The sequence below is a fragment of the Zhihengliuella alba genome, assembly GCF_039538765.1.
Taxonomy (GTDB): domain Bacteria; phylum Actinomycetota; class Actinomycetes; order Actinomycetales; family Micrococcaceae; genus Zhihengliuella; species Zhihengliuella alba.
The window spans coordinates 47,200-63,977 of the sequence record NZ_BAABCJ010000006.1; the positions used below are offsets into that span (position 1 = coordinate 47,200).

At 72.0% G+C, this 16,778-nt stretch carries 16 protein-coding genes and 2 riboswitches; of the genes, 4 read left to right on the plus strand and 12 right to left on the minus strand.

The genetic code is table 11. The features are described 5' to 3' along the window. Positions 1–85: 85 nt before the first annotated feature. Together ABD784_RS11745 and ABD784_RS11750 are read left to right on the plus strand one after the other, a co-directional pair. Complete coding sequence (locus ABD784_RS11745) at positions 86–1,057, plus strand: helix-turn-helix domain-containing protein (RefSeq protein ID WP_344884793.1); 972 nt, start codon at positions 86–88, stop codon at positions 1,055–1,057. Positions 1,058–1,185: 128 nt separating this feature from the next. Further along, entirely contained in the window at positions 1,186–2,289 is a 1,104-nt protein-coding gene (locus ABD784_RS11750) for a PQQ-dependent sugar dehydrogenase (RefSeq protein ID WP_425582978.1), read from the plus strand. Between the two features lie 90 nt (positions 2,290–2,379). Here the strand turns inward: ABD784_RS11750 and ABD784_RS11755 are convergent, their stop codons facing one another. Further along, the gene (locus ABD784_RS11755) at positions 2,380–3,942 is read right to left on the minus strand and encodes a mannitol dehydrogenase family protein (protein ID WP_344884799.1); all 1,563 of its coding nucleotides are present in this window, start codon (positions 3,940–3,942) and stop codon (positions 2,380–2,382) included. A 350-nt stretch (positions 3,943–4,292) separates the two neighbouring features. On the opposite strand from ABD784_RS11755, the gene ABD784_RS11760 reads away from it, so the two are divergent. After that, on the plus strand, positions 4,293–4,700 hold the full coding sequence (locus ABD784_RS11760) for a hypothetical protein (RefSeq protein WP_344884802.1): 408 nt from the start codon (positions 4,293–4,295) through the stop codon (positions 4,698–4,700). A 118-nt stretch (positions 4,701–4,818) separates the two neighbouring features. On the opposite strand, the gene ABD784_RS11765 is transcribed toward ABD784_RS11760, so the two are convergent. The 11 genes from ABD784_RS11765 to ABD784_RS11815 form a co-directional block, all read right to left on the minus strand. Continuing rightward, complete coding sequence (locus ABD784_RS11765) at positions 4,819–5,700, minus strand: MetQ/NlpA family ABC transporter substrate-binding protein (RefSeq protein WP_344884805.1); 882 nt, start codon at positions 5,698–5,700, stop codon at positions 4,819–4,821. After that, positions 5,697–6,983, minus strand: coding sequence for an acyl-CoA dehydrogenase family protein (locus ABD784_RS11770; RefSeq protein WP_344884808.1), 1,287 nt, complete (start codon positions 6,981–6,983; stop codon positions 5,697–5,699). Before ABD784_RS11770 ends, ABD784_RS11765 begins: the two co-directional genes overlap by 4 nt. After that, positions 6,980–8,440: an NtaA/DmoA family FMN-dependent monooxygenase gene (locus ABD784_RS11775; RefSeq protein ID WP_344884811.1), complete on the minus strand. Its 1,461-nt coding sequence runs from the start codon at positions 8,438–8,440 to the stop codon at positions 6,980–6,982. The genes ABD784_RS11770 and ABD784_RS11775 overlap by 4 nt, the downstream gene beginning before the upstream one ends. Before the next feature lie 84 nt (positions 8,441–8,524). After that, positions 8,525–9,232, minus strand: coding sequence for a methionine ABC transporter permease (locus ABD784_RS11780; protein WP_344884814.1), 708 nt, complete (start codon positions 9,230–9,232; stop codon positions 8,525–8,527). Next, positions 9,225–10,061, minus strand: a complete 837-nt coding sequence (locus ABD784_RS11785) for a methionine ABC transporter ATP-binding protein (protein ID WP_344884817.1) — start codon at positions 10,059–10,061, stop codon at positions 9,225–9,227. The genes ABD784_RS11780 and ABD784_RS11785 overlap by 8 nt, the downstream gene beginning before the upstream one ends. Positions 10,062–10,066: 5 nt before the next feature. Further along, a riboswitch (SAM riboswitch) is annotated at positions 10,067–10,177 on the minus strand. Between the two features lie 166 nt (positions 10,178–10,343). Continuing rightward, positions 10,344–11,594 carry an acyl-CoA dehydrogenase family protein gene (locus ABD784_RS11790; protein ID WP_344884820.1) on the minus strand — a complete coding sequence of 417 codons (1,251 nt, stop codon included), beginning with the start codon at positions 11,592–11,594 and terminating at the stop codon, positions 10,344–10,346. 10 nt (positions 11,595–11,604) lie between these two features. After that, a riboswitch (SAM riboswitch) is annotated at positions 11,605–11,724 on the minus strand. Between the two features lie 72 nt (positions 11,725–11,796). After that, a complete protein-coding gene (locus ABD784_RS11795; protein ID WP_344884823.1) occupies positions 11,797–12,624 on the minus strand; it encodes an ABC transporter permease in 828 nt (275 codons plus the stop codon). Continuing rightward, positions 12,621–13,610, minus strand: coding sequence for an ATP-binding cassette domain-containing protein (locus ABD784_RS11800; RefSeq protein WP_344884826.1), 990 nt, complete (start codon positions 13,608–13,610; stop codon positions 12,621–12,623). Before ABD784_RS11800 ends, ABD784_RS11795 begins: the two co-directional genes overlap by 4 nt. Before the next feature lie 8 nt (positions 13,611–13,618). Next, the gene (locus ABD784_RS11805) at positions 13,619–14,515 is read right to left on the minus strand and encodes a DUF4097 family beta strand repeat-containing protein (RefSeq protein WP_344884829.1); all 897 of its coding nucleotides are present in this window, start codon (positions 14,513–14,515) and stop codon (positions 13,619–13,621) included. Positions 14,516–14,526: 11 nt separating this feature from the next. Next, complete coding sequence (locus tag ABD784_RS11810; RefSeq protein ID WP_344884832.1) at positions 14,527–15,051, minus strand: toxin-antitoxin system HicB family antitoxin; 525 nt, start codon at positions 15,049–15,051, stop codon at positions 14,527–14,529. Between the two features lie 100 nt (positions 15,052–15,151). Beyond that, positions 15,152–15,721 carry a hypothetical protein gene (locus ABD784_RS11815; protein ID WP_344884835.1) on the minus strand — a complete coding sequence of 190 codons (570 nt, stop codon included), beginning with the start codon at positions 15,719–15,721 and terminating at the stop codon, positions 15,152–15,154. 176 nt (positions 15,722–15,897) lie between these two features. On the opposite strand from ABD784_RS11815, the gene ABD784_RS11820 reads away from it, so the two are divergent. Then, positions 15,898–16,704, plus strand: a complete 807-nt coding sequence (locus ABD784_RS11820; protein ID WP_344884837.1) for an AmiS/UreI family transporter — start codon at positions 15,898–15,900, stop codon at positions 16,702–16,704. The last annotated feature ends 74 nt before the right edge of the window (positions 16,705–16,778 follow it).

Below are 16,778 nucleotides of genomic sequence, written 5' to 3' on the forward strand. Positions count from 1 at the left end.
GGCCCGGCGGCGCGTGGGAGTCCCGCTCGAGACGGGTACCGGCAGGGACTCCCCCGGGACCGGTTCCCGTCCTACCGTTGGAGCCATGGACAACCGATCCGAGGTCCGCGACTTCCTGGTCACGCGGAGGGAGAAGGTCTCGCCGGGCGATGTGGGGCTGCCGGCGGGCACCAATCGCCGCGTCAAGGGCCTGCGCCGCAGCGAGGTCGCGGCTCTGGCCGGGGTGAACGTCGAGTACTACACCAAGCTGGAGCGCGGCGCGATCAGCGGCGCCTCCCCCGAGGTACTCGACGCCCTCGCCAAGGCGCTGCAGCTGGACGACGCCGAGCGGGCCTACCTGTTCGACCTGGCGCACGCCGCCAGCCCGGTGGCGCGTTCGCCCCGCCGTCGCAACTCGAAGGGGTGGCAGCCCCACCCGAGCCTGCAGTGGACGCTCGACGCGATCACCGCCGGCCCGGCGTTCCTGCGGAACGGCCGCCTGGACCTGCTCGCTGCCAACGCCCTGGCGCGGGCGTTCTACCAGGACGTGTATGACATGCCGGGCCAGCCGCCGAACCTGGCCCGCTTCACGTTCCTCGACGAGCGGGCCCACCGGTTCTACCCCGACTGGGACGCGTTCGCCGAGGTGACGGTCTCGATCCTCCGCACCGAGGCCGGGCGGGACCCGCACAACAAGGAGCTCCACGACCTCATCGGGGAGCTCTCCACCCGCGACGAGGTGTTCCGGCGTCTCTGGGGAGCCCACAATGTGCGGCACCACGGCACCGGTTTCAAGACGTTCGACCATGCGGTGGTGGGCGAGCTGACCCTCGCCTACGAGGGCATGGCGCTGGAGGCGGAGCCGGGGCTGACACTGACGGTGTACGCGGCCGAACCCGGGTCGCCGTCCGCCGAGCGCCTGCAGCTGCTCGCCTCCTGGGCGGCCAGCGGGGAGCGGGCCCCGGCCGGCGAGGACCTCGCCTCCACCGGTGAAGGCGCTGCTCCGACCCGCCGGGACCAGGCGCCGGCCGCCCCGGCCGCGGACCGTCGGCGGTCCGCGCGCGGCGAGACGGCCTAGAGGCGGGCCCGGTGAACGGCAGGTCCGCCGGAACAGATCGCCCCCACGATGGTCGAGGTGGCAGGGGGCCGCGGCTGGCACGCGGCTCGGCAGCCGTGCTGCATCCGGTGGTGGCGATCGGCTCGGTGATGGTGCTCGCGGTGCTGTCCGGGTGCGCGGGCGGCCCCGCGAGCGAGCCGGGCGGGTCCGCCGCGCCGGGCCGGACTGAGTCAGGCCAGACCACGGCGAGCGCGTCAGCTGACGAGCCGTCGGCGCTCGACGTCTCGACGATCGCGTCCGGCCTCGACGCGCCGTGGTCCATCGCCTTCCTCGGCGACACGGCCCTGGTGAGCGAACGGGACTCGGGGAGAATCGTCGAGCTCGGCGCCGACGGTGCCGCGCGCGACGTCGGCACGGTGGCGGGCGCGACGCCGCGTGGCGAGGGCGGCCTGCTCGGAATCGCCGTCCGCGAGGACTACCTGTACGTGTATTTCACGGCCGAGGACGAGAATCGGATCGAGCGGTACCCGTTGACGGGCGACCCGGGCGCTCTGGGCCTCGGCGAGCCTGAGCCCCTCCTCGGCGGGGCGGACGGCCTCGACGGGTTCGACGCGCCGGACGCCGCGAGCTATCACAACGGCGGCCGGATCGCGTTCGGACCGGACGGCATGCTCTACGCGACCGTCGGCGACGCGGGCGATCCATCCAGCGCCCAGGACCGGCGGGACCTGAACGGCACGATTCTCCGCCTGACCCCCGGCGGCGGGGTGCCCGAGGACAATCCGTTCGACGGCTCCCCCGTGTACAGCTACGGGCACCGCAACCCGCAGGGTCTCGCCTGGGACGCGAACAGGACGCTGTACGCGAGCGAGTTCGGCCAGAACACGTGGGACGAGCTCAACGTCATCGAGCCCGGCGCGAACTATGGCTGGCCCGAGGTCGAGGGCGTCGGCGGGGACGACCGCTTCACCGACCCGGTCCAGCAGTGGTCGCCCGCCGACGCGAGTCCGAGCGGCGTGGCGGTCGCCGGGAGCGGCCTCTGGATCGCCAACCTGCGCGGTGAGCGCCTCCGCGAGGTCCCCCTGGACGATCTGGCGGGCTCGACGGAGCACCTGGTCGGCGAGCACGGGCGACTCCGCGACGTCGCCGCGGCACCGGACGGCTCGCTGTGGATGCTCACCAACAACACCGACGGCCGCGGCACGCCCGGCCCCGACGACGACCGCATCCTGCGCGTCGAGCTGACGCCCTAGCCCGGTCAGCCTGGGAATCGCTGCCGCACCGTCGGCAGCGGCCTGCCCGGCCGCAGCGGGGTCACGGAACCGGGCCTCCCGGTCCGCGGATCAGGCCAGGCCGGCCCAACCCGAGTCGCGGAGCGCCTCGAGCGTCGCCCGCGAGCCCACCGCCTTGAAGCTGCGCAGCGCGGCGAGGTAGTGCCGCGCGAACTCCTCGTGCTCCACCAGGTCGCCGAACAGCTCTGGATCGCGCAGGAACGCGAGCTCGTCCTCGCCCTGGCGGGCCGCCGCGGCCATCACCCGGTCCTTGAGCCGGTCGACGACGTCGATCGGCTCGCCGGCCTCGTCCACGCCCTCCGCGTAGCGCGCCCAGGACGCGACGATCGCCGCGCTCAGGGCGACGGACCGCCCGGCGGACGCGCCGCCGTCGTTCAGGTTCTGCACGATCACCGGGACCAGCCAGGTGGGGATGCGGTCCGAGGACTCGGCGCAGAGCCGGGCGAGGGTGTCCCGGACCTGCTCGTTGGAGAACCGCTCGAGGAGCTTGGCCTGGTAGGCGGCCAGGTCGATGCCGGGGACCGGCTTGAGCGTGGGCTCGCCCTCGCGGCGCATGTACTGGGCGAAGAACTCGGCGAACAGGGGGTCCTGCGCGGCCTCGTGCGCGTAGCGGTAGCCGGCCAGGTAGCCGGTGTAGGCCATCGCCTGGTGCGTGGCGTTGAGCAGGCGCAGCTTCATGAGCTCGTAGGGCTCGACGTCGTCCACCACCTGGACGCCGGCCTGCTCGAACGGCGGTCGGCCGGCGGGGAAGTCGTCCTCGAGCACCCACTGGATGTAGTCCTCGCAGACCACGGGCCAGCGGTCGGCGATGCCGTACTCGGCGGCGACGGCGGCCCGGTCGGCGTCCGTGGTCACCGGGGTGATCCGGTCCACCATGGAGTTCGGGAACGCGACGTGCTCGCGGATCCAGGCGGCGAGGTCCGGGTCCTTGGCCTCGGCGAACGCGGTGAAGACCGTGCGGGCCAGGTGCCCGTTGCCCTGGATGTTGTCGCAGCTCATCACGGTGAACGGCGCGGTGCCCGCGGCACGACGGCGGCGCAGCGCCTCGGTGATGTAGCCGAACGTGGTGGTGGGGGTTGCTCCGGTGCCGGATTCGGCGGTGAAGTCCGCGGCGAGGTCGGCCGCGACGGCGGGGGTGTCCGCGAGGAACTCCCCCGTGCGGGGGTTGTAGTTGTAGCCGCCCTCGGTGACCGTCAGGGAGACGATCCGGACGCCCGGATCCGTCAGCCGGGCGAGGACGGCCTCGGGCTCGTCGGGCGCGAAGAGGTACTCGGCGAGGGAACCGATGACGCGGGCGTCGCGGCTGCCGTCCGGGGATTTCTCGACCAGCGTGTAGAGGCCGTCCTGGGTCGTGAGCGCATCGCGCATCGCGGCGTCGTGCGGCATGAGGCCCACGCCGCAGATCGCCCAGTCCAGGGCCAGACCGCTGTTCATCAACCGGTCCAGGTAGAGCGCCTGGTGGGCGCGGTGGAAGCCACCGACCCCGAAGTGGACGATCCCCACGCGCCGGGCGGCGGGATCGTAGCCGGGCACCCGGGCCCCGCCGGTGGCGGCGGCGTCGAGCGTCCGGAGCGAGAGGTCGACGGCGGATTGCGCCGCAGTGGGTTCGTTCATGACTGACTCCGCTCGTCTAGTGGGCGCGGCGCCGCCTCTCCGGGCCTCCGGCCACTCGGGGCGGCCCGGTCGGGTGATGCGGCGCACAATCGTGGACCCAGCCTAACATTTGAGCGCAAGCCTTGTCTCATATGAGCGGGTGGACTTCTCGTCGGCGCACGCTCTGGACTTCCGGCCGGGGGTCGGCTGGACTGGCGAGACCCGGCGAGACCAGACCGGCGAGTCCGAATCGGCGAGACCAGGCAGGGCCGAGCAATGAGAGGCGATGATGCGAGATGACCGATCAGATGCGCACACGGAGGGGCACACGGTCGGGCACGGGCTCGGACACACGGTCGAGTGCGGCCGGCGTGGCAGGAGCCCTCCTCTGGCTGGTCGCCGGACTGGTGCTCGGAGCCGCCGTCTTCTACGTGGGCAACTGGGGCTACTCCACCCTGTTCGGCGCGTCCGCCGGGGCCGGGGCCGGGGCCCTGCTCGGCGCCCTGCTGGTCCTGCTGGCGGTCCTGGCCACCGCGCTCCTGGCGGCCCGGTCGCGGGCCGCCGCGCTCGGGCTGCTGCTCTGCCTCGTCGCCCTCGCCGTCGCGGGGGTGCTGCCGCGACTGCTCGGACTCCCCTTGGCCTTCAGCGGGCTCGGCCCCCTCCCGGGCTTCGCGGAGCTCCTCGACTCGACCCGGATGAGCCCGGTGACGTTCCTGCTGATCGGTCTGGCCGGCGGCCTCCTCATTCCCCGGAGGGACCGGGGCCGCCGGGCGGAGTGACCGCGGGCCGAGTGACCGCGGGCGGGGCACCGAGCGGTCCGGCGCCGCTGCGGACAGCGGCGGGCCGCGCCCACCGGGGTGGACGCGGCCCGCGCTGGGGACGCTTCGGGGGCTCGGGTCAGCCCTTCGGCTTCCACTGCTCGAAGTCGGCGGCGACATCGCGGTCCCACGGGGTCCCGAGGGCGCCGTCGATGTAGTCCTGGAACCAGGCCTCGACCTCCGGCGACTGGAGGGCCGCCTGCAGCGCCTTGCCCTTCTCCGTCTCGGCGAAGCCGGGCTGCCCGGCCACGAGGCAGATGTACGGCAGCGCCTCCTCGATGGACTCGAAGGCCAGCGCATCGGCCGGCGTGTGGCCGATCTCGGCGGCCAGACGGACGAACATGAAGCCGGCGTCGACGTCGGGCAGCGTGGTGGCGAGGGACTGCTGGTCCACCTCGACGAACTCGAAGTTCTTCGGGTTCGCCGTGATGTCCCGCTGGGACAGCTCGATGACGGACTTGGACTCGTCCACCTCGATCAGCCCCGCCTGCGCCAGCAGCTTCAGGCCCCGGCCGTTGTTGGAGGGGTCCACGGGCAGGGCGATCTGCGCCCCGTCCGGCAGCTCCTCGAGGGAGGCGTGCTTCTCGCTCCAGAGGCCGGCGGGCGACGAGTAGACGTAGAAGCTCGCCTCGAGCTCCAGGTTGTTGTCCGCCGCGAACTGCTCCAGGTAGGCCCCGTGCTGGAAGAAGTTCGCATCGTACTCGCCATTGGCGACGGCGATGTTCGGCTGGACGATGTCCGTCACGAACGTCGGCTTCAGCTCCCACCCCTCCTCCGCGAGCAGCTCCTTCGCGATCTTCAGCGGCTCCTGGTAGGGCGCGGACTCGGTGGCGATGATGGTGATGGTCTTGTCCTCGGCGGCGCCGGCCAGACCGCAGCCGGTGGTGGCGGCCAGGCCGGCGATCGCCGCGGTGGCGGCCAGTCCGCGCAGTGCGGTGCGGCGGGTGATGTCGAAGGTCATGCGTTCTCCTTGAGTTCCTCGGATGCGAGCGGTGAGGTCTGCGTGGCGGCACCGCCGCGGACGGCGTCGCCGATGGCGCTGAGCCCCTCCGGGGTGGTCCCGTTGATGTAGTAGTCCCCGAGCGAGCGCGCCCGGAAGGCGATGGGGTTGTGGGTGGCCACCGTCTGGGCGTTCCGCCAGTGCCGGTCCAGCCCCTTGGCGGAGCTGGTCGCCGAGGCGCCGACGGTCTGGAAGAGGGCCTGCGCGGCGCCGAGCGCCAGCTCGGGGACGCTGACGTGGGCCGCCTCGACGGCGAGCTCGGCGGCGTACGCCTCGGCGGGCACGTCGCCCGGTTCGCTGGAGCGGCGGACCGCGCAGACATCCCAGGCGGCGTCGAGCGCGCGCGCCGCGGCGACCACGGCGGCCTCCGCCGCGAAGGCCTGCGCCGCGATCCGCCCCACCTCCGCCTGGATCAGCGGGTCCTCCCGGAACGGCACGCCGGATCCCGTGTTGAAGGTGCGCTTGCGGCCGGCGACGAGCGCGGCGGCGTCGTCCCGGGCCGCGCGCGCGATCCCGGCCTGCACGGCGAGCAGCACCAGCTGGAAGAAGGCCGCCTCGTGCACCGCCTCCTGGCTGCCCTTCACGCGCGGCAGGACGTCGGCGTCGTCCACGGCCACCGCGTCGAACTCGGTGGTGCCCGTGCCGGTGAGACGCTGGCCGAAGCCGTCCCAGTCGTCGTGCACCCGCACGCCGTCGGCGTCGACGCGGACGACGGCGAACTGCCGTTCCCCGGTCGACTCGCCGCCCGGCCCGGTCACCTGGGCGCTGACGCGCGTGTAGGTGGAGTAGATGGTGCCGGTGCAGTAGTACTTCTCCCCGGTGAGCCGCCAGCCGCCGTCCGCGCCGCGGGCGAGCGAGGTGTTGAGCTCGCCGAGGGCGTTGCCGCCGCGCTCGGTCGACGCGTTGCCCACCGTCTCCCCCGCGACCAGCCGGGCGTACCACCGGGCCCGGACGTCCTCGGGCTGCCAGAAGAGGGTCTCGGCGAACCCGAAGTGGGACCGGTACAGGTGCCCCACGTTGGAGTCGGCGGCGGAGAGGTCTACGAGCAGGCGGATCACCGTCTCGAGGCTCGCGCCGTAGCCGCCGTGCTCGGTGGGGACGCGCAGGGCGCCGAACCGCTCGGCGTCCAGCCAGGCGACCGGCTCGAAGGGGAGGACCCGCTCGCGGTCGCGCTCCCAGGCGCCGGCGGCGATGCGGGCGAACACGGGGGCGAAGCGCTCCCGCAGGATCTCGTACGTGCTCACGCGTTGACCCCCTCCGGTGCGGCGGCCGCAGGGCCGGTCGCCGCGAGCCCGGCGGGCACCGCGGGCGAGTCCAGGTCCGCGCCCCGCCCGCGGAAGGCGGCCGCCGGGTGCGAGGGCTCGAGGCGGGCGCCGCGGCCGAAGACCTTCTCGCGCAGGGTGCCCGGCGCGTACTCGGTCTGGGCGAGTCCGCGGCGGCGCAGCTCGGGCAGGAGTCCCTCGATGAAGTCGGTGTAGGAGTCGGGGAGGACCTGGTTCATGACGTTCACGCCGTCGATCCCGGCGTCCTGCCACTGCTCCAGCCGGTCGGCGATCTGCTCCGGGGTGCCGGCGATCTGCTGGCCGAAGGCCCGGGCGCGGGCGATCTCGCGCAGCGACGGGTTCCCGTCCGGCGAGAGCCGCCGCAGCGTCTCCAGGTGGCCCTGCGTGCCCTCGGTCTGCACGGAGCCGGCGCCGAGGTCGTCGAGCCGGGCGTCGAGGTCGTGCCCGCCCAGGTCGACGCCGAGCCCGCCGCCGATGTGCGCCAGGATGTACTCCAGGTCCAGGGACGCCTCGAGGCTCTCCTGCTTGCGGCGGACCTCGTCCTCGGTGCTGCCGACGACGAACGAGAGCCCGGCGAAGACCTTCACGTCCTCCGCCTGCCGCCCGGCGGCCACGGCCTGCTCGCGCACCAGCGCACTGCTGCGGGCCGCGCTGGACGGCGACGGGGCGAAGATGAAGGTGGCCTCGGCGTGCCGGCCGGCGAAGGCGCGTCCGCGCGGGGAGGATCCGGCCTGGAAGAGGAACGGGGTCCGCTGCGGGCTCGGCTCCACCAGGTGCGGCCCGTCGATGCTGTAGCGCTCGCCGCGGTGGTTGATGCGGCGCACCTTCGCCGGGTCCGCGTAGCGGCCGGACGCCTTGTCGGCGAGGACGGCGTCGTCGTCCCACGAGCCCTCCCACAGCGCGTAGACCGCCTCGGCGTACTCCTCGGCCCAGGCGTAGCGCTCGTCGTGCCGCTCGAGCTCGGCCGCCCCGAAGTTGCGGTGCGCGTTCTCGAGGACGCTGGTGACGATGTTCCACCCGACGCGGCCGTCCGTCAGGTGGTCCAGCGTGGAGAGCTGCCGGGCGAACTGGAACGGCTCGGCCTGGATGATGGAGCTCGTCAGGGCCAGACCGATGTCCTCGGTGGCGCCGGCGAGCGCGGAGACCAGGACCAGCGGATCGTTCGCCGGCACCTGCAGGCCCTTGCCGACGTGATGCTGCCACCCGCCGTCGTACTGGCCGTAGAGGCCGGCGACGTCGGCGAAGAACAGGGCGTCGAACTTGGCGTCCTCCAGCTGGCGGGCCAGGCCCGTCCAGAGGGAGAGCTCGTTGAAGCGGTGCTGCTGGGCCTCGGGGCGGCGCCAGTGGCCGCCGAGGATGTGGTTCGGGGTGTTCATCAGGAACGCGCTGAGGAGCAGGCGCGGGCGGGGTGCGGGCATGGGTGTCCTTAAGCCGTGGGACGGTGTGCAGTGGGACGGTGTGCGGTGACGGGGATCGGGTGCGGGTGCTCGCGGCCGCCGCGGCTAGCGCTTGTCCAGCACGCGGGCCAGGCGGGTGCCGCCGAGCTGGACGAACTGGACGAGCACGATCATGAGGACGATCGCGACGAGCATGACGATGGTCTCGTACCGGTAGTAGCCGTAGCGGATGGCGAAGTCGCCGATGCCGCCGCCGCCCACCAGGCCGGCCATCGCCGAGTAGCTGATGAAGCTCACGGTCATGATGGTGATGGAGCCGATCAGCGCCGGGCGGGCCTCCACGAGCAGCACGTCGCGGACGATCTGCCCGCGCGTGGCGCCCATGGCCCGGGCCGCCTCCACCACGCCGCTGCCGAGCTGCGTGAGGTTCTGCTCCACGAAGCGGGCGAAGTACGGGATGGCGTTGATGGTCAGCGGGACGATGACCGCGGCCGTGCCGATGGTGGTCCCGACGATGAACCGCGTGATCGGGATGATGGCGATCAGCAGGATCAGGAACGGGAAGGACCGGATGGTGTTGACCAGGGAGTCGACGATCCGGTGGGCGCGCGGCCGCGGCTTCAGGCCCACCGGCGACGCCGAGTAGAGCCACACGCCCAGCGGCGTGCCGAGGAGGATCGCCAGCGGGATCGCGACCAGCAGCATGGTGAAGGTCTGCCCCATCGCGACGCCGATCTCCGGCAGGAGCTCGACGATGCGGTCCAGCCCGAGGCCGGAGTCGGTGCCCGTGGTGGGGGCGGAGGCGCTAGGCATGGATGAGCTCCTTCCCGTCGCGTCCGCGCAGCGGTGCGCCGGAGGCCGGGTCGCGGCGGCCGGCGAGCGGCGTGCGGTCCAGATGGATCTCCTCGTCGAGGAGGTAGCGGCCGATCTCGGTGCCCGGCTCGAACGCTCCCGAGGCGAGGTCGGCGACGTCGAACCGCTCCACGACGGCCCCGTCCTCCATGACGGCGACGTTGTCGGCGATGGCCTTCACCACGTTCAGCTCGTGGGTCACCACCACCGTGGTGATGCCGAGGCTCTGGTTGATGTCGGCGATGTACTGCAGGACCGAGGCGGTGGTCCGGGGGTCCACGGCGGAGGTCGGCTCGTCGCAGAGCAGGACCTTCGGGTGGGTGACGAGGGCGCGGGCGATTGCCACGCGCTGCTTCTGTCCGCCGGAGAGCTGCGCGGGGTAGCTCTTGGACTTCTCGGCGAGGTCCACGATCTCGAGGGCCTCCTGGGCACGACGGCGGCGCTCGGCCTTCTCGATCCCGGCGAACTTCAGGGACAGCTCGACGTTCTGCAGCGCCGTCCGGTTGTTGAGCAGGTTGAAGTGCTGGAAGATCATGCCGATCTGGTGCCGCTCCCTGCGGAGCCGCTCGTCGTCGAGGCCGGTGAGGTCCACGCCGTCGAGCACCACCTGGCCGTGCGTGGGGCGCTCGAGCAGGTTGATATTGCGCAGCAGCGTGGACTTGCCCGCCCCGGAGAAGCCGATGATCCCCTGGATCGAACCGGCCGGGATGTCGAGACTGACGTCGTTCACCGCGGTGAAGTCGCCGTCCTTCCCCCGGAAGGTGGTGGACACATTGCGAAGACTGATCATGCTCTCCTCCATCGGTTCTGGCGTTAGCACCGTTGCCGGTCCGCCCGCGGAGGGCGGCGACCGGGTGGTTGCTGCGGCGTCGTCGAGCCAGATCTCTCAGCCGCTCTGGATGGTTTTTCGCGAATAGTTCTCTGTGGTGCGGGGCTCGCGATTCCCGCTCCCTCTACTGAATCGTGTGACGCTCGGCCGACACAAAACGCCGGACTCCGGGAGTCACCCGGCGACCCGGGGCCCGTCACATGACAGCTTGTGAAGCGCACATGACGTTCTGTGACGCGCCGGTCAGGCGTAGGACTCCGGGACGTCCCCGGCGGAGTCGTGCGTCACCGGGGCCCGCCCGTTGACCTCGTAGTCGCCCACGATCCGGGCACGGTAGATGGCCGGGTTGTGGGTGGCGATGGTGCGGGCGTTGCGCCAGTGCCGGTCGAAGTTGCAGCTGGTCGAGGTGGACGAGGCGCCGAGCCCGTCGAACATCTTGGAGGCGGCGGCGAGCACCAGCGGCTGCACGGCCGTGTGGGCGCGATTCGCCGTGAGCTCGCAGACCAGGTGGCGCTCGTCCTCGCTGAGTCCCTCGTCGGCCAGCAGTGCCTCGACCTCTCCGACCGCTGCGAGCACGATCGACTCGGTGGCGAGGACCTGGCCGGAGATCTCGCCGATCAGCTGCAGCACCTGCGGCTCGTCACGCAGCGGCACGCCGGTGCCCGTGGTGAAGTTGCGGGTGCGCGCCTGCACGGCGAGCCGGGCATCGGCCAGGACGGCCCGCGCGATGCCGGCCTGCACCGCGAGCAGCACCAGCTGGAAGACCGTGGACTCGACGTGCTCGAACTGGTCCACGGGCACGATCAGGGTGTCGACCGGGACCGTGTCGAACTCGGTGGACCCGGTGCCGGTGAGCTGCTGGCCGAACCCGTCCCAGTCGTCGTACATCTTCACGCCGCTGTGCTGCGTGGAGACGACGGCGAGGTGGCGGCCCGGGCGCTGCGGGTGGGTGGCGGCCACCACGGTCCAGTCGGCGAAGATCGTGCCGGTGCAGTAGTACTTGGTCCCGGAGACGAAGACGCCGTACGGGGTGGCGCTGATCGCCGTGTTCCAGGTGCCCAGGGCGTTGCCGCCGCGCTCGGTGTAGGCGTTGCCGACGATCTGCCCGGCGACGACGCGGTTGATCCACTTCTCCCGGACGGCGGGGTCCGGGTGCATCTGGATCTGCTCGACGAACGCGATGTGGGCCCGCAGCAGGTGCGCGACCTGCGAGTCCGCCTCGGCGAGCTCGATGAGCAGGCGGAACGTGTCGAGCAGGGAAGCGCCGAAGCCGCCGTGCTCCTGCGGGATGCGCAGGGCGCCGAAGCGGGCCGCGTTGAGCCAGCCGACCTGCTCGATCGGGAGCTGCCGCTCGGCGTCGCGCTGGCGGGCCCCCTCGGCGATACGGGCGAAGACCGGACGGAACACTCCGGCGAGGTAGTCGTAGTGGTCGCCCACCGGTGTCCCGGGCGTGAGCTTGATGAGGTGCCGGGGCTCGCTGGCAACGTCGGTCATGAGAGATCTCCCTCCATCGGTCCTGGCGGTAGCACCTTCCCGTTGCCGCGCGAGCCGGGGTGGGTCGCGTTCGGGTCGGGGGTTGCTGCGGCGTCGTCGAGCCAGATCTCTCAGCCGCTCTGGATGGTTAGTCGTCTACATTGCGCCACAGTCCGACGCATTCTGACAAACAGCGAGCGGCTCACGGCGTCACATTCTGTCCTCAGCTCCGGGTCTGGCTGGCCGAGTAGCGCGTCAGCGCCCAGGCGGCGCCCACCGCCGTGATGACACCGCACCAGAGCAGCGTCTGCCAGCCGTAGGGGCCGGCGTCGGTCCCCATCAGGAGGCTCCGGACGGTCTCGGTGAACCGGGTGAACGGCTGGTACTCCGCCACGGCGCCGAGCCATGCGGGCATGGACTCGGTCGGCACGAAGCCGCTGCTGAGGAAGGGCAGGAAGGCCAGCGGCATCGGCAGGTTGCTGGCGGTCTCGATCGTGTCGGAGATGATCCCGAGAGCCAGGCAGAGCCACGTGATGGCGAACGCGATGAGCGCGACCGCCCCGAGGGCTGCGAGCACGCCCGGCACTCCCCCGGCGGGTCGGAAGCCGAGAAACACGGCGACGGCCCCGACGGCGACGGTGGCGAGCAGTGCCTGCACCACGCTGACGATCGCGTGCGCGGTGAGGATGGCGGCGCGCGGAACGTCCATCGTCGCCAGCCGCGCGGCGATGCCCTGGCGCATGTCCATCGCGATGTAGATGGCGGTGCCGGCTCCCCCGGAGCCGATCGCCATCAGGATGATGCCCGGGACCACGTACTGCAGGTACGCCCCGGTGCCTCCACCGGTGCCGAGCTGCGCTCCGAGCATGCCGCCGAAGACGTAGACGAACATCAGGAGGAAGACCACCGGGAGCCCGATCATCATGACGATCATCGAGGGGTAGCGGACGAGCCGCCGCAGTCCGCGCCCGGTGAGCGTCACGACGTCGGACATGGAGCGGCGCACGTGGTCGGCGGCACCGAGACGCGGCGAGATGCTGGCGGTGGTCATGAGGACTCCTGGGTGGACGAGGCGGACGAGGCGGACGAGCCGGTGAGGGCGAGGAAGACGTCGTCGAGATCCGGGGAGGCCGTCCCCACCTCCGCCGGCTCGAGACCGACGGTCGCGAGGAGGTTCAGCACGTCGCGGATCTCGCCGGGGCCCGCGGTGAGCGGGACCCTCAGCTCGTGCCCGGCGTCCGGGAGCGAGAGGTCGGCGCCGGGCCTGCCGGCCAGGATCCGGTGGGCCGCGGAGGCGTCCTGCCCGGTCTGGAACCGCAGACGCAGTTGCTCCTCGCCCACCATCGCCTTCAGTTCCGCGGGCGTCCCCTCGGCGACGATCCGTCCGCCGTCCAGCACCGCGATCCGGTCGGCCAGCTGGTCGGCCTCCTCGAGGTACTGCGTGGTCAGCAGGACGGTGACGCCGGTGGCGACGAGTTCCCGGACCACCTGCCACATGGCATTGCGGCTGCGCGGGTCGAGCCCCGTGGTCGGCTCGTCGAGGAAGATGATCTGCGGGTCTCCGACGAGCGTCATGGCCAGATCCAGCCGACGGCGCATGCCGCCCGAGTACGTCGAGGCGGGACGCTGCGCCACCTCGACGAGGTCGAAGCGGCGCAGCAGCCCGCTCACGAGACCCTCGGCCTCGCGCCGGGCGACATGGCGGAGTCTCGCCATGAGCCGCAGGTTCTCGGCGCCGCTGAGGAGCTCGTCGACGGCGGAGAACTGGCCGGTGACACCGATGGTCGCCCGTACTCGGCCGGGCTGCTCGGCCACCGAGTGACCGCCGACCAGTGCGCTGCCGGAGTCGGCCGGGATGAGCGTCGAGAGGATCTGGACCGCGGTCGTCTTGCCGGCGCCGTTGGGGCCGAGCAGCGCGAGGACGGTTCCCCGCTCGACGGCGAGGTCGACGCCGTCGAGGACCGGGGTGCCGCCGTAGCTCTTGCGGAGGCCACGGACCTCGAAGGCGAGATCCGTGCCGAGGGCTGTGCTGGTCATGGCGTCTCCTAGAGGACGGCCGCGCGATAGGCGCGGACGCTTCCATACGTGGTGCGGGCGACGATCTCGAGCCGGTCATCCGACTCGGCGTCCCCGGGGTCCTCTCCCACGGTCTGCGCGGCGCCGTCCCGGGACGCGGTGGAAGGCTGCAGCTCGTTCCGCACCGCGCCTTGCTTGGAGTCGAGGTCGAGCCAGGTCAGGCTGCCCTCCCGGATTCCGACTTCGATGTCTCCGTAGCCGACGTCGAGGCCGGCGGCGCCGTGGACGGCGTCGTCGATGCGGATGCGCCCGTGCGCCGAGCGCGCCTGGAGCCGGCCCATGAGCGTGCGGACGTCGATGTTGCCGTAACCGCTGACGGCCTGCGCCTCGCCCATGACCATCCCGAGCGAGACGTTGCCGTGCGAGGCCTTGGCGGTCGTGTCGCCGTAGACCTCGCCCACGCGGACGCTGCTGGCGGACAGGCGGCTGGTGCCGCTGGCGCGCTCTACCGCGATCTCTCCATGCGAGGTCTTGGCCTCCAGCTCGGCGACGTCGCCGGCAGCGATGTCGCCGTAGGCGGTCACCAGGGTGGACGGGCCGATGAGCCCGAGGACGCGAATGTTCCCGTAGGCCGACCGGACATCGAGGCGCGAGCGGCGCGGGACGCGGACGTGGACGTCGATGAACCACCCCTTGTTGACCCACGTGCTGATGAGGTTCTCGCGCCTCTGGACGATGCTCAGGCGTCCGTCGGCGAACGACACCTCCGTGTTCTCCGCCGAGCGGACGTCGGCCGCCCGGTCGGCTTGGGTAGGGGCTACGTCGACGGTGATCTCGTCGACGTCGTCCGCGGTGATGACGAGCTCGGCCATCTGGAGATTGATGGCCGCCTCGACGGGGCCCTGTGCGGGGTAGGCGTGATGCATCGGGTTCTCCTCTACCGGACCCAGCCGGTGAATCGGTTGCCGCTGTTGTTGGGGGGCGCGGCCGGGGCGGCCGTCCTGTCGCTGAGGGCGGCGGCCACGGCGCGGACGAGCCAGGTGTTGACGGACAGACCCTCAGTGGCGGCGGCCGCCTCCGCCCGGGTCTTGAGCTTCTCCGGGAGCCTCAGGGTGGTCCGGGTGGCGCGGCCGTCCACGGTGTAGTCCTCGCTCGACGCCGGTTCCTGATCCTGCTGACCCGCAGACGCCGCTTCCGACACTGCCGTGGTGTCATTGGATGCAGGTGGTGTCACCACGAACTCGGGGTTTCGGCCACGGAGCCGGACGTCGACGGAGCCAGGGGCGAGGTCGGCCGTGATCTCCGCCGCGGCCTCCGACAGCGCATCGAGGAGGACCAGCGTGAAGGCGGAATCGAGCGAGCGCGTCAGCCGACGGGCGACCTCGACCGCGGGCTCGCCTGCGGGTCCGGCCGACTCGACCAGTTGCTCCTGGAGTTCCTGTACATGTCTCGAGATATCCACGACTCCATAGTGACACCACTGTGGTGTCACGTCAATACCGCTCGCTTCGCCCTCTGCCGTCGGAGCCGCAGAGGCATCCGCCGCACGCCCGGAGCCAGCCTCAGGGGCGGGGTCGGCTCGGCACCCCGCTGCGATTCAGACGGCACTGGAGTCCTGCCAGCACGCACAGCGCCAAAGGCGGCACGGCTCCGCCGGCGAGCCCGAGGACCGCCGCGCTCGACGCGACGCCGGAGCCGTCCGGCGTCGTCCCGCCGCCACCGAACGGGAGCAGCAGCGCCACCAGCGCGACGGCGGCGCCGATCACGAGGAGTCGCCGCCGCAGCAGGGCCGCCCAGAGGGCCAGCGGGACGGCGAGCTGCACCGTGAGCGAGCCGAGCATGAAGAGGAGCACCGCCGCCAGGACGGCCAGCACCATGGATGCGACCGCGACAGTCCACAGTCCGGGTCCCCTCCGGTAGCCGCTGCTTCCGGCGGCCCGGACGGCCGCCGCCGGGGCCAGCACCGGGACCAGCATCGCCAGGTAGACGAGTGCCACCCAGGCGTCCGTCCCGGCGAACCACGGCACGAACAGCTGGGGCACATACGCGAGGGCGTGGATCCACAGCAGCCGTTCGGTGAAACGCTCGGCGGCCCCGGCGCCGCCGTCCTGTCCTCCTGGTCCGCTGCTCATTGCCCCGAGTCTGCCGCCGGTCGGCCCGAATTCACAGCCGGCAGTCCGTGCGGCCGGCACCGGCCCGTCGCATGCGCGCTCCGTGGAACGACCCGCCCACCCGTGGCCTATGATCCTCGCAGGGGCACGGCGCGTTCGGCACCGGAGGCCTCTCTACTGTTTCCCCGGGAGTTCTCATGTCCAGTGTCGGACTTCTCTACGTCGGCGCGGTGCTCTGCGTCAACGGTCTGGTCCTGATCGGCCTCGTCCGCCCGCGCGGCGCGACCGTCCTCAACTTCCTCGTCGGCGCCCTGCAGGTGGTCTTCCCGACGATCCTGCTGATCGAGGCCGACGGCGACCCGGCCGCGGTCCTCGCGGCGTCCGGTCTGTACCTGTTCGGCTTCACCTACCTCTGGGTGGGCGCCATCAACACCTTCGATCTGCCGGCCGAGGGCTTCGGCTGGTTCAGCCTCTACGTGGCGATCGCCGCCGTGGTCTTCGGCGGGGCGGCCATCGCCCTCCAGGCGGATCCGGTCTCGGCCGCCATGTGGTGGCTGTGGGCCGCTCTCTGGTTCCTGTTCTTCCTGCTCGATGGGCTGGGGCACACCTGGCTGCGGGTCCCGATCGGCTGGTTCGCGATCTTCTGCGGTGTCGGCACGTGCACCGCTCCGGCCCTCCTCCAGCTCCTCGGGCTGTACGCCCCCTCCCCCGCCGCCGGTGCCGCCCTGGGTCTGGCGGGCATCACGGTTCTCGTCCTCGCCCTCCTGCTGGGTCGGCGCTCGCTGCGGGCCCGCCGCATCGAAACCGAGGCCGAGCTCACCGGCGATCCCGAGGCGGCGGTCGCCCGGCCGGTCTCGGCTTCCGCCACAGCACCAAGCCAGCCGGACGCGGAGTCCGGGACGATGCGCTCGAGCGGTACGAGTTCGGGATCCGGGCGCACCGTCGCCGACTCACCGGAGCCCGGCTCCACGGAGATCGCGGCGAGAATCATCACGCGGGGCTGATCCCGCCCTCGACTGCTCACCGCCCGGCCTCGTCCGGCACCGATGCGTACCACCGCGGGAAATGTGACGCCGCG

What these genes read in the sequence shown, in the direction of transcription:
- ABD784_RS11820 (WP_344884837.1), top strand. Translation starts at nt 15,898, where the DNA reads ATGTCCAGTGTCGGACTTCTCTACGTCGGCGCGGTGCTCTGCGTCAAC.
- ABD784_RS11745 (WP_344884793.1), top strand. Translation starts at nt 86, where the DNA reads ATGGACAACCGATCCGAGGTCCGCGACTTCCTGGTCACGCGGAGGGAG.
- ABD784_RS11795 (WP_344884823.1), bottom strand. Translation starts at nt 12,624, where the DNA reads ATGACCACCGCCAGCATCTCGCCGCGTCTCGGTGCCGCCGACCACGTG.
- ABD784_RS11750 (WP_425582978.1), top strand. Translation starts at nt 1,186, where the DNA reads ATGGTGCTCGCGGTGCTGTCCGGGTGCGCGGGCGGCCCCGCGAGCGAG.
- ABD784_RS11780 (WP_344884814.1), bottom strand. Translation starts at nt 9,232, where the DNA reads ATGCCTAGCGCCTCCGCCCCCACCACGGGCACCGACTCCGGCCTCGGG.
- ABD784_RS11775 (WP_344884811.1), bottom strand. Translation starts at nt 8,440, where the DNA reads ATGCCCGCACCCCGCCCGCGCCTGCTCCTCAGCGCGTTCCTGATGAAC.
- ABD784_RS11755 (WP_344884799.1), bottom strand. Translation starts at nt 3,942, where the DNA reads ATGAACGAACCCACTGCGGCGCAATCCGCCGTCGACCTCTCGCTCCGG.
- ABD784_RS11815 (WP_344884835.1), bottom strand. Translation starts at nt 15,721, where the DNA reads ATGAGCAGCGGACCAGGAGGACAGGACGGCGGCGCCGGGGCCGCCGAG.
- ABD784_RS11800 (WP_344884826.1), bottom strand. Translation starts at nt 13,610, where the DNA reads ATGACCAGCACAGCCCTCGGCACGGATCTCGCCTTCGAGGTCCGTGGC.
- ABD784_RS11785 (WP_344884817.1), bottom strand. Translation starts at nt 10,061, where the DNA reads ATGATCAGTCTTCGCAATGTGTCCACCACCTTCCGGGGGAAGGACGGC.
- ABD784_RS11805 (WP_344884829.1), bottom strand. Translation starts at nt 14,515, where the DNA reads ATGCATCACGCCTACCCCGCACAGGGCCCCGTCGAGGCGGCCATCAAT.
- ABD784_RS11765 (WP_344884805.1), bottom strand. Translation starts at nt 5,700, where the DNA reads ATGACCTTCGACATCACCCGCCGCACCGCACTGCGCGGACTGGCCGCC.
- ABD784_RS11790 (WP_344884820.1), bottom strand. Translation starts at nt 11,594, where the DNA reads ATGACCGACGTTGCCAGCGAGCCCCGGCACCTCATCAAGCTCACGCCC.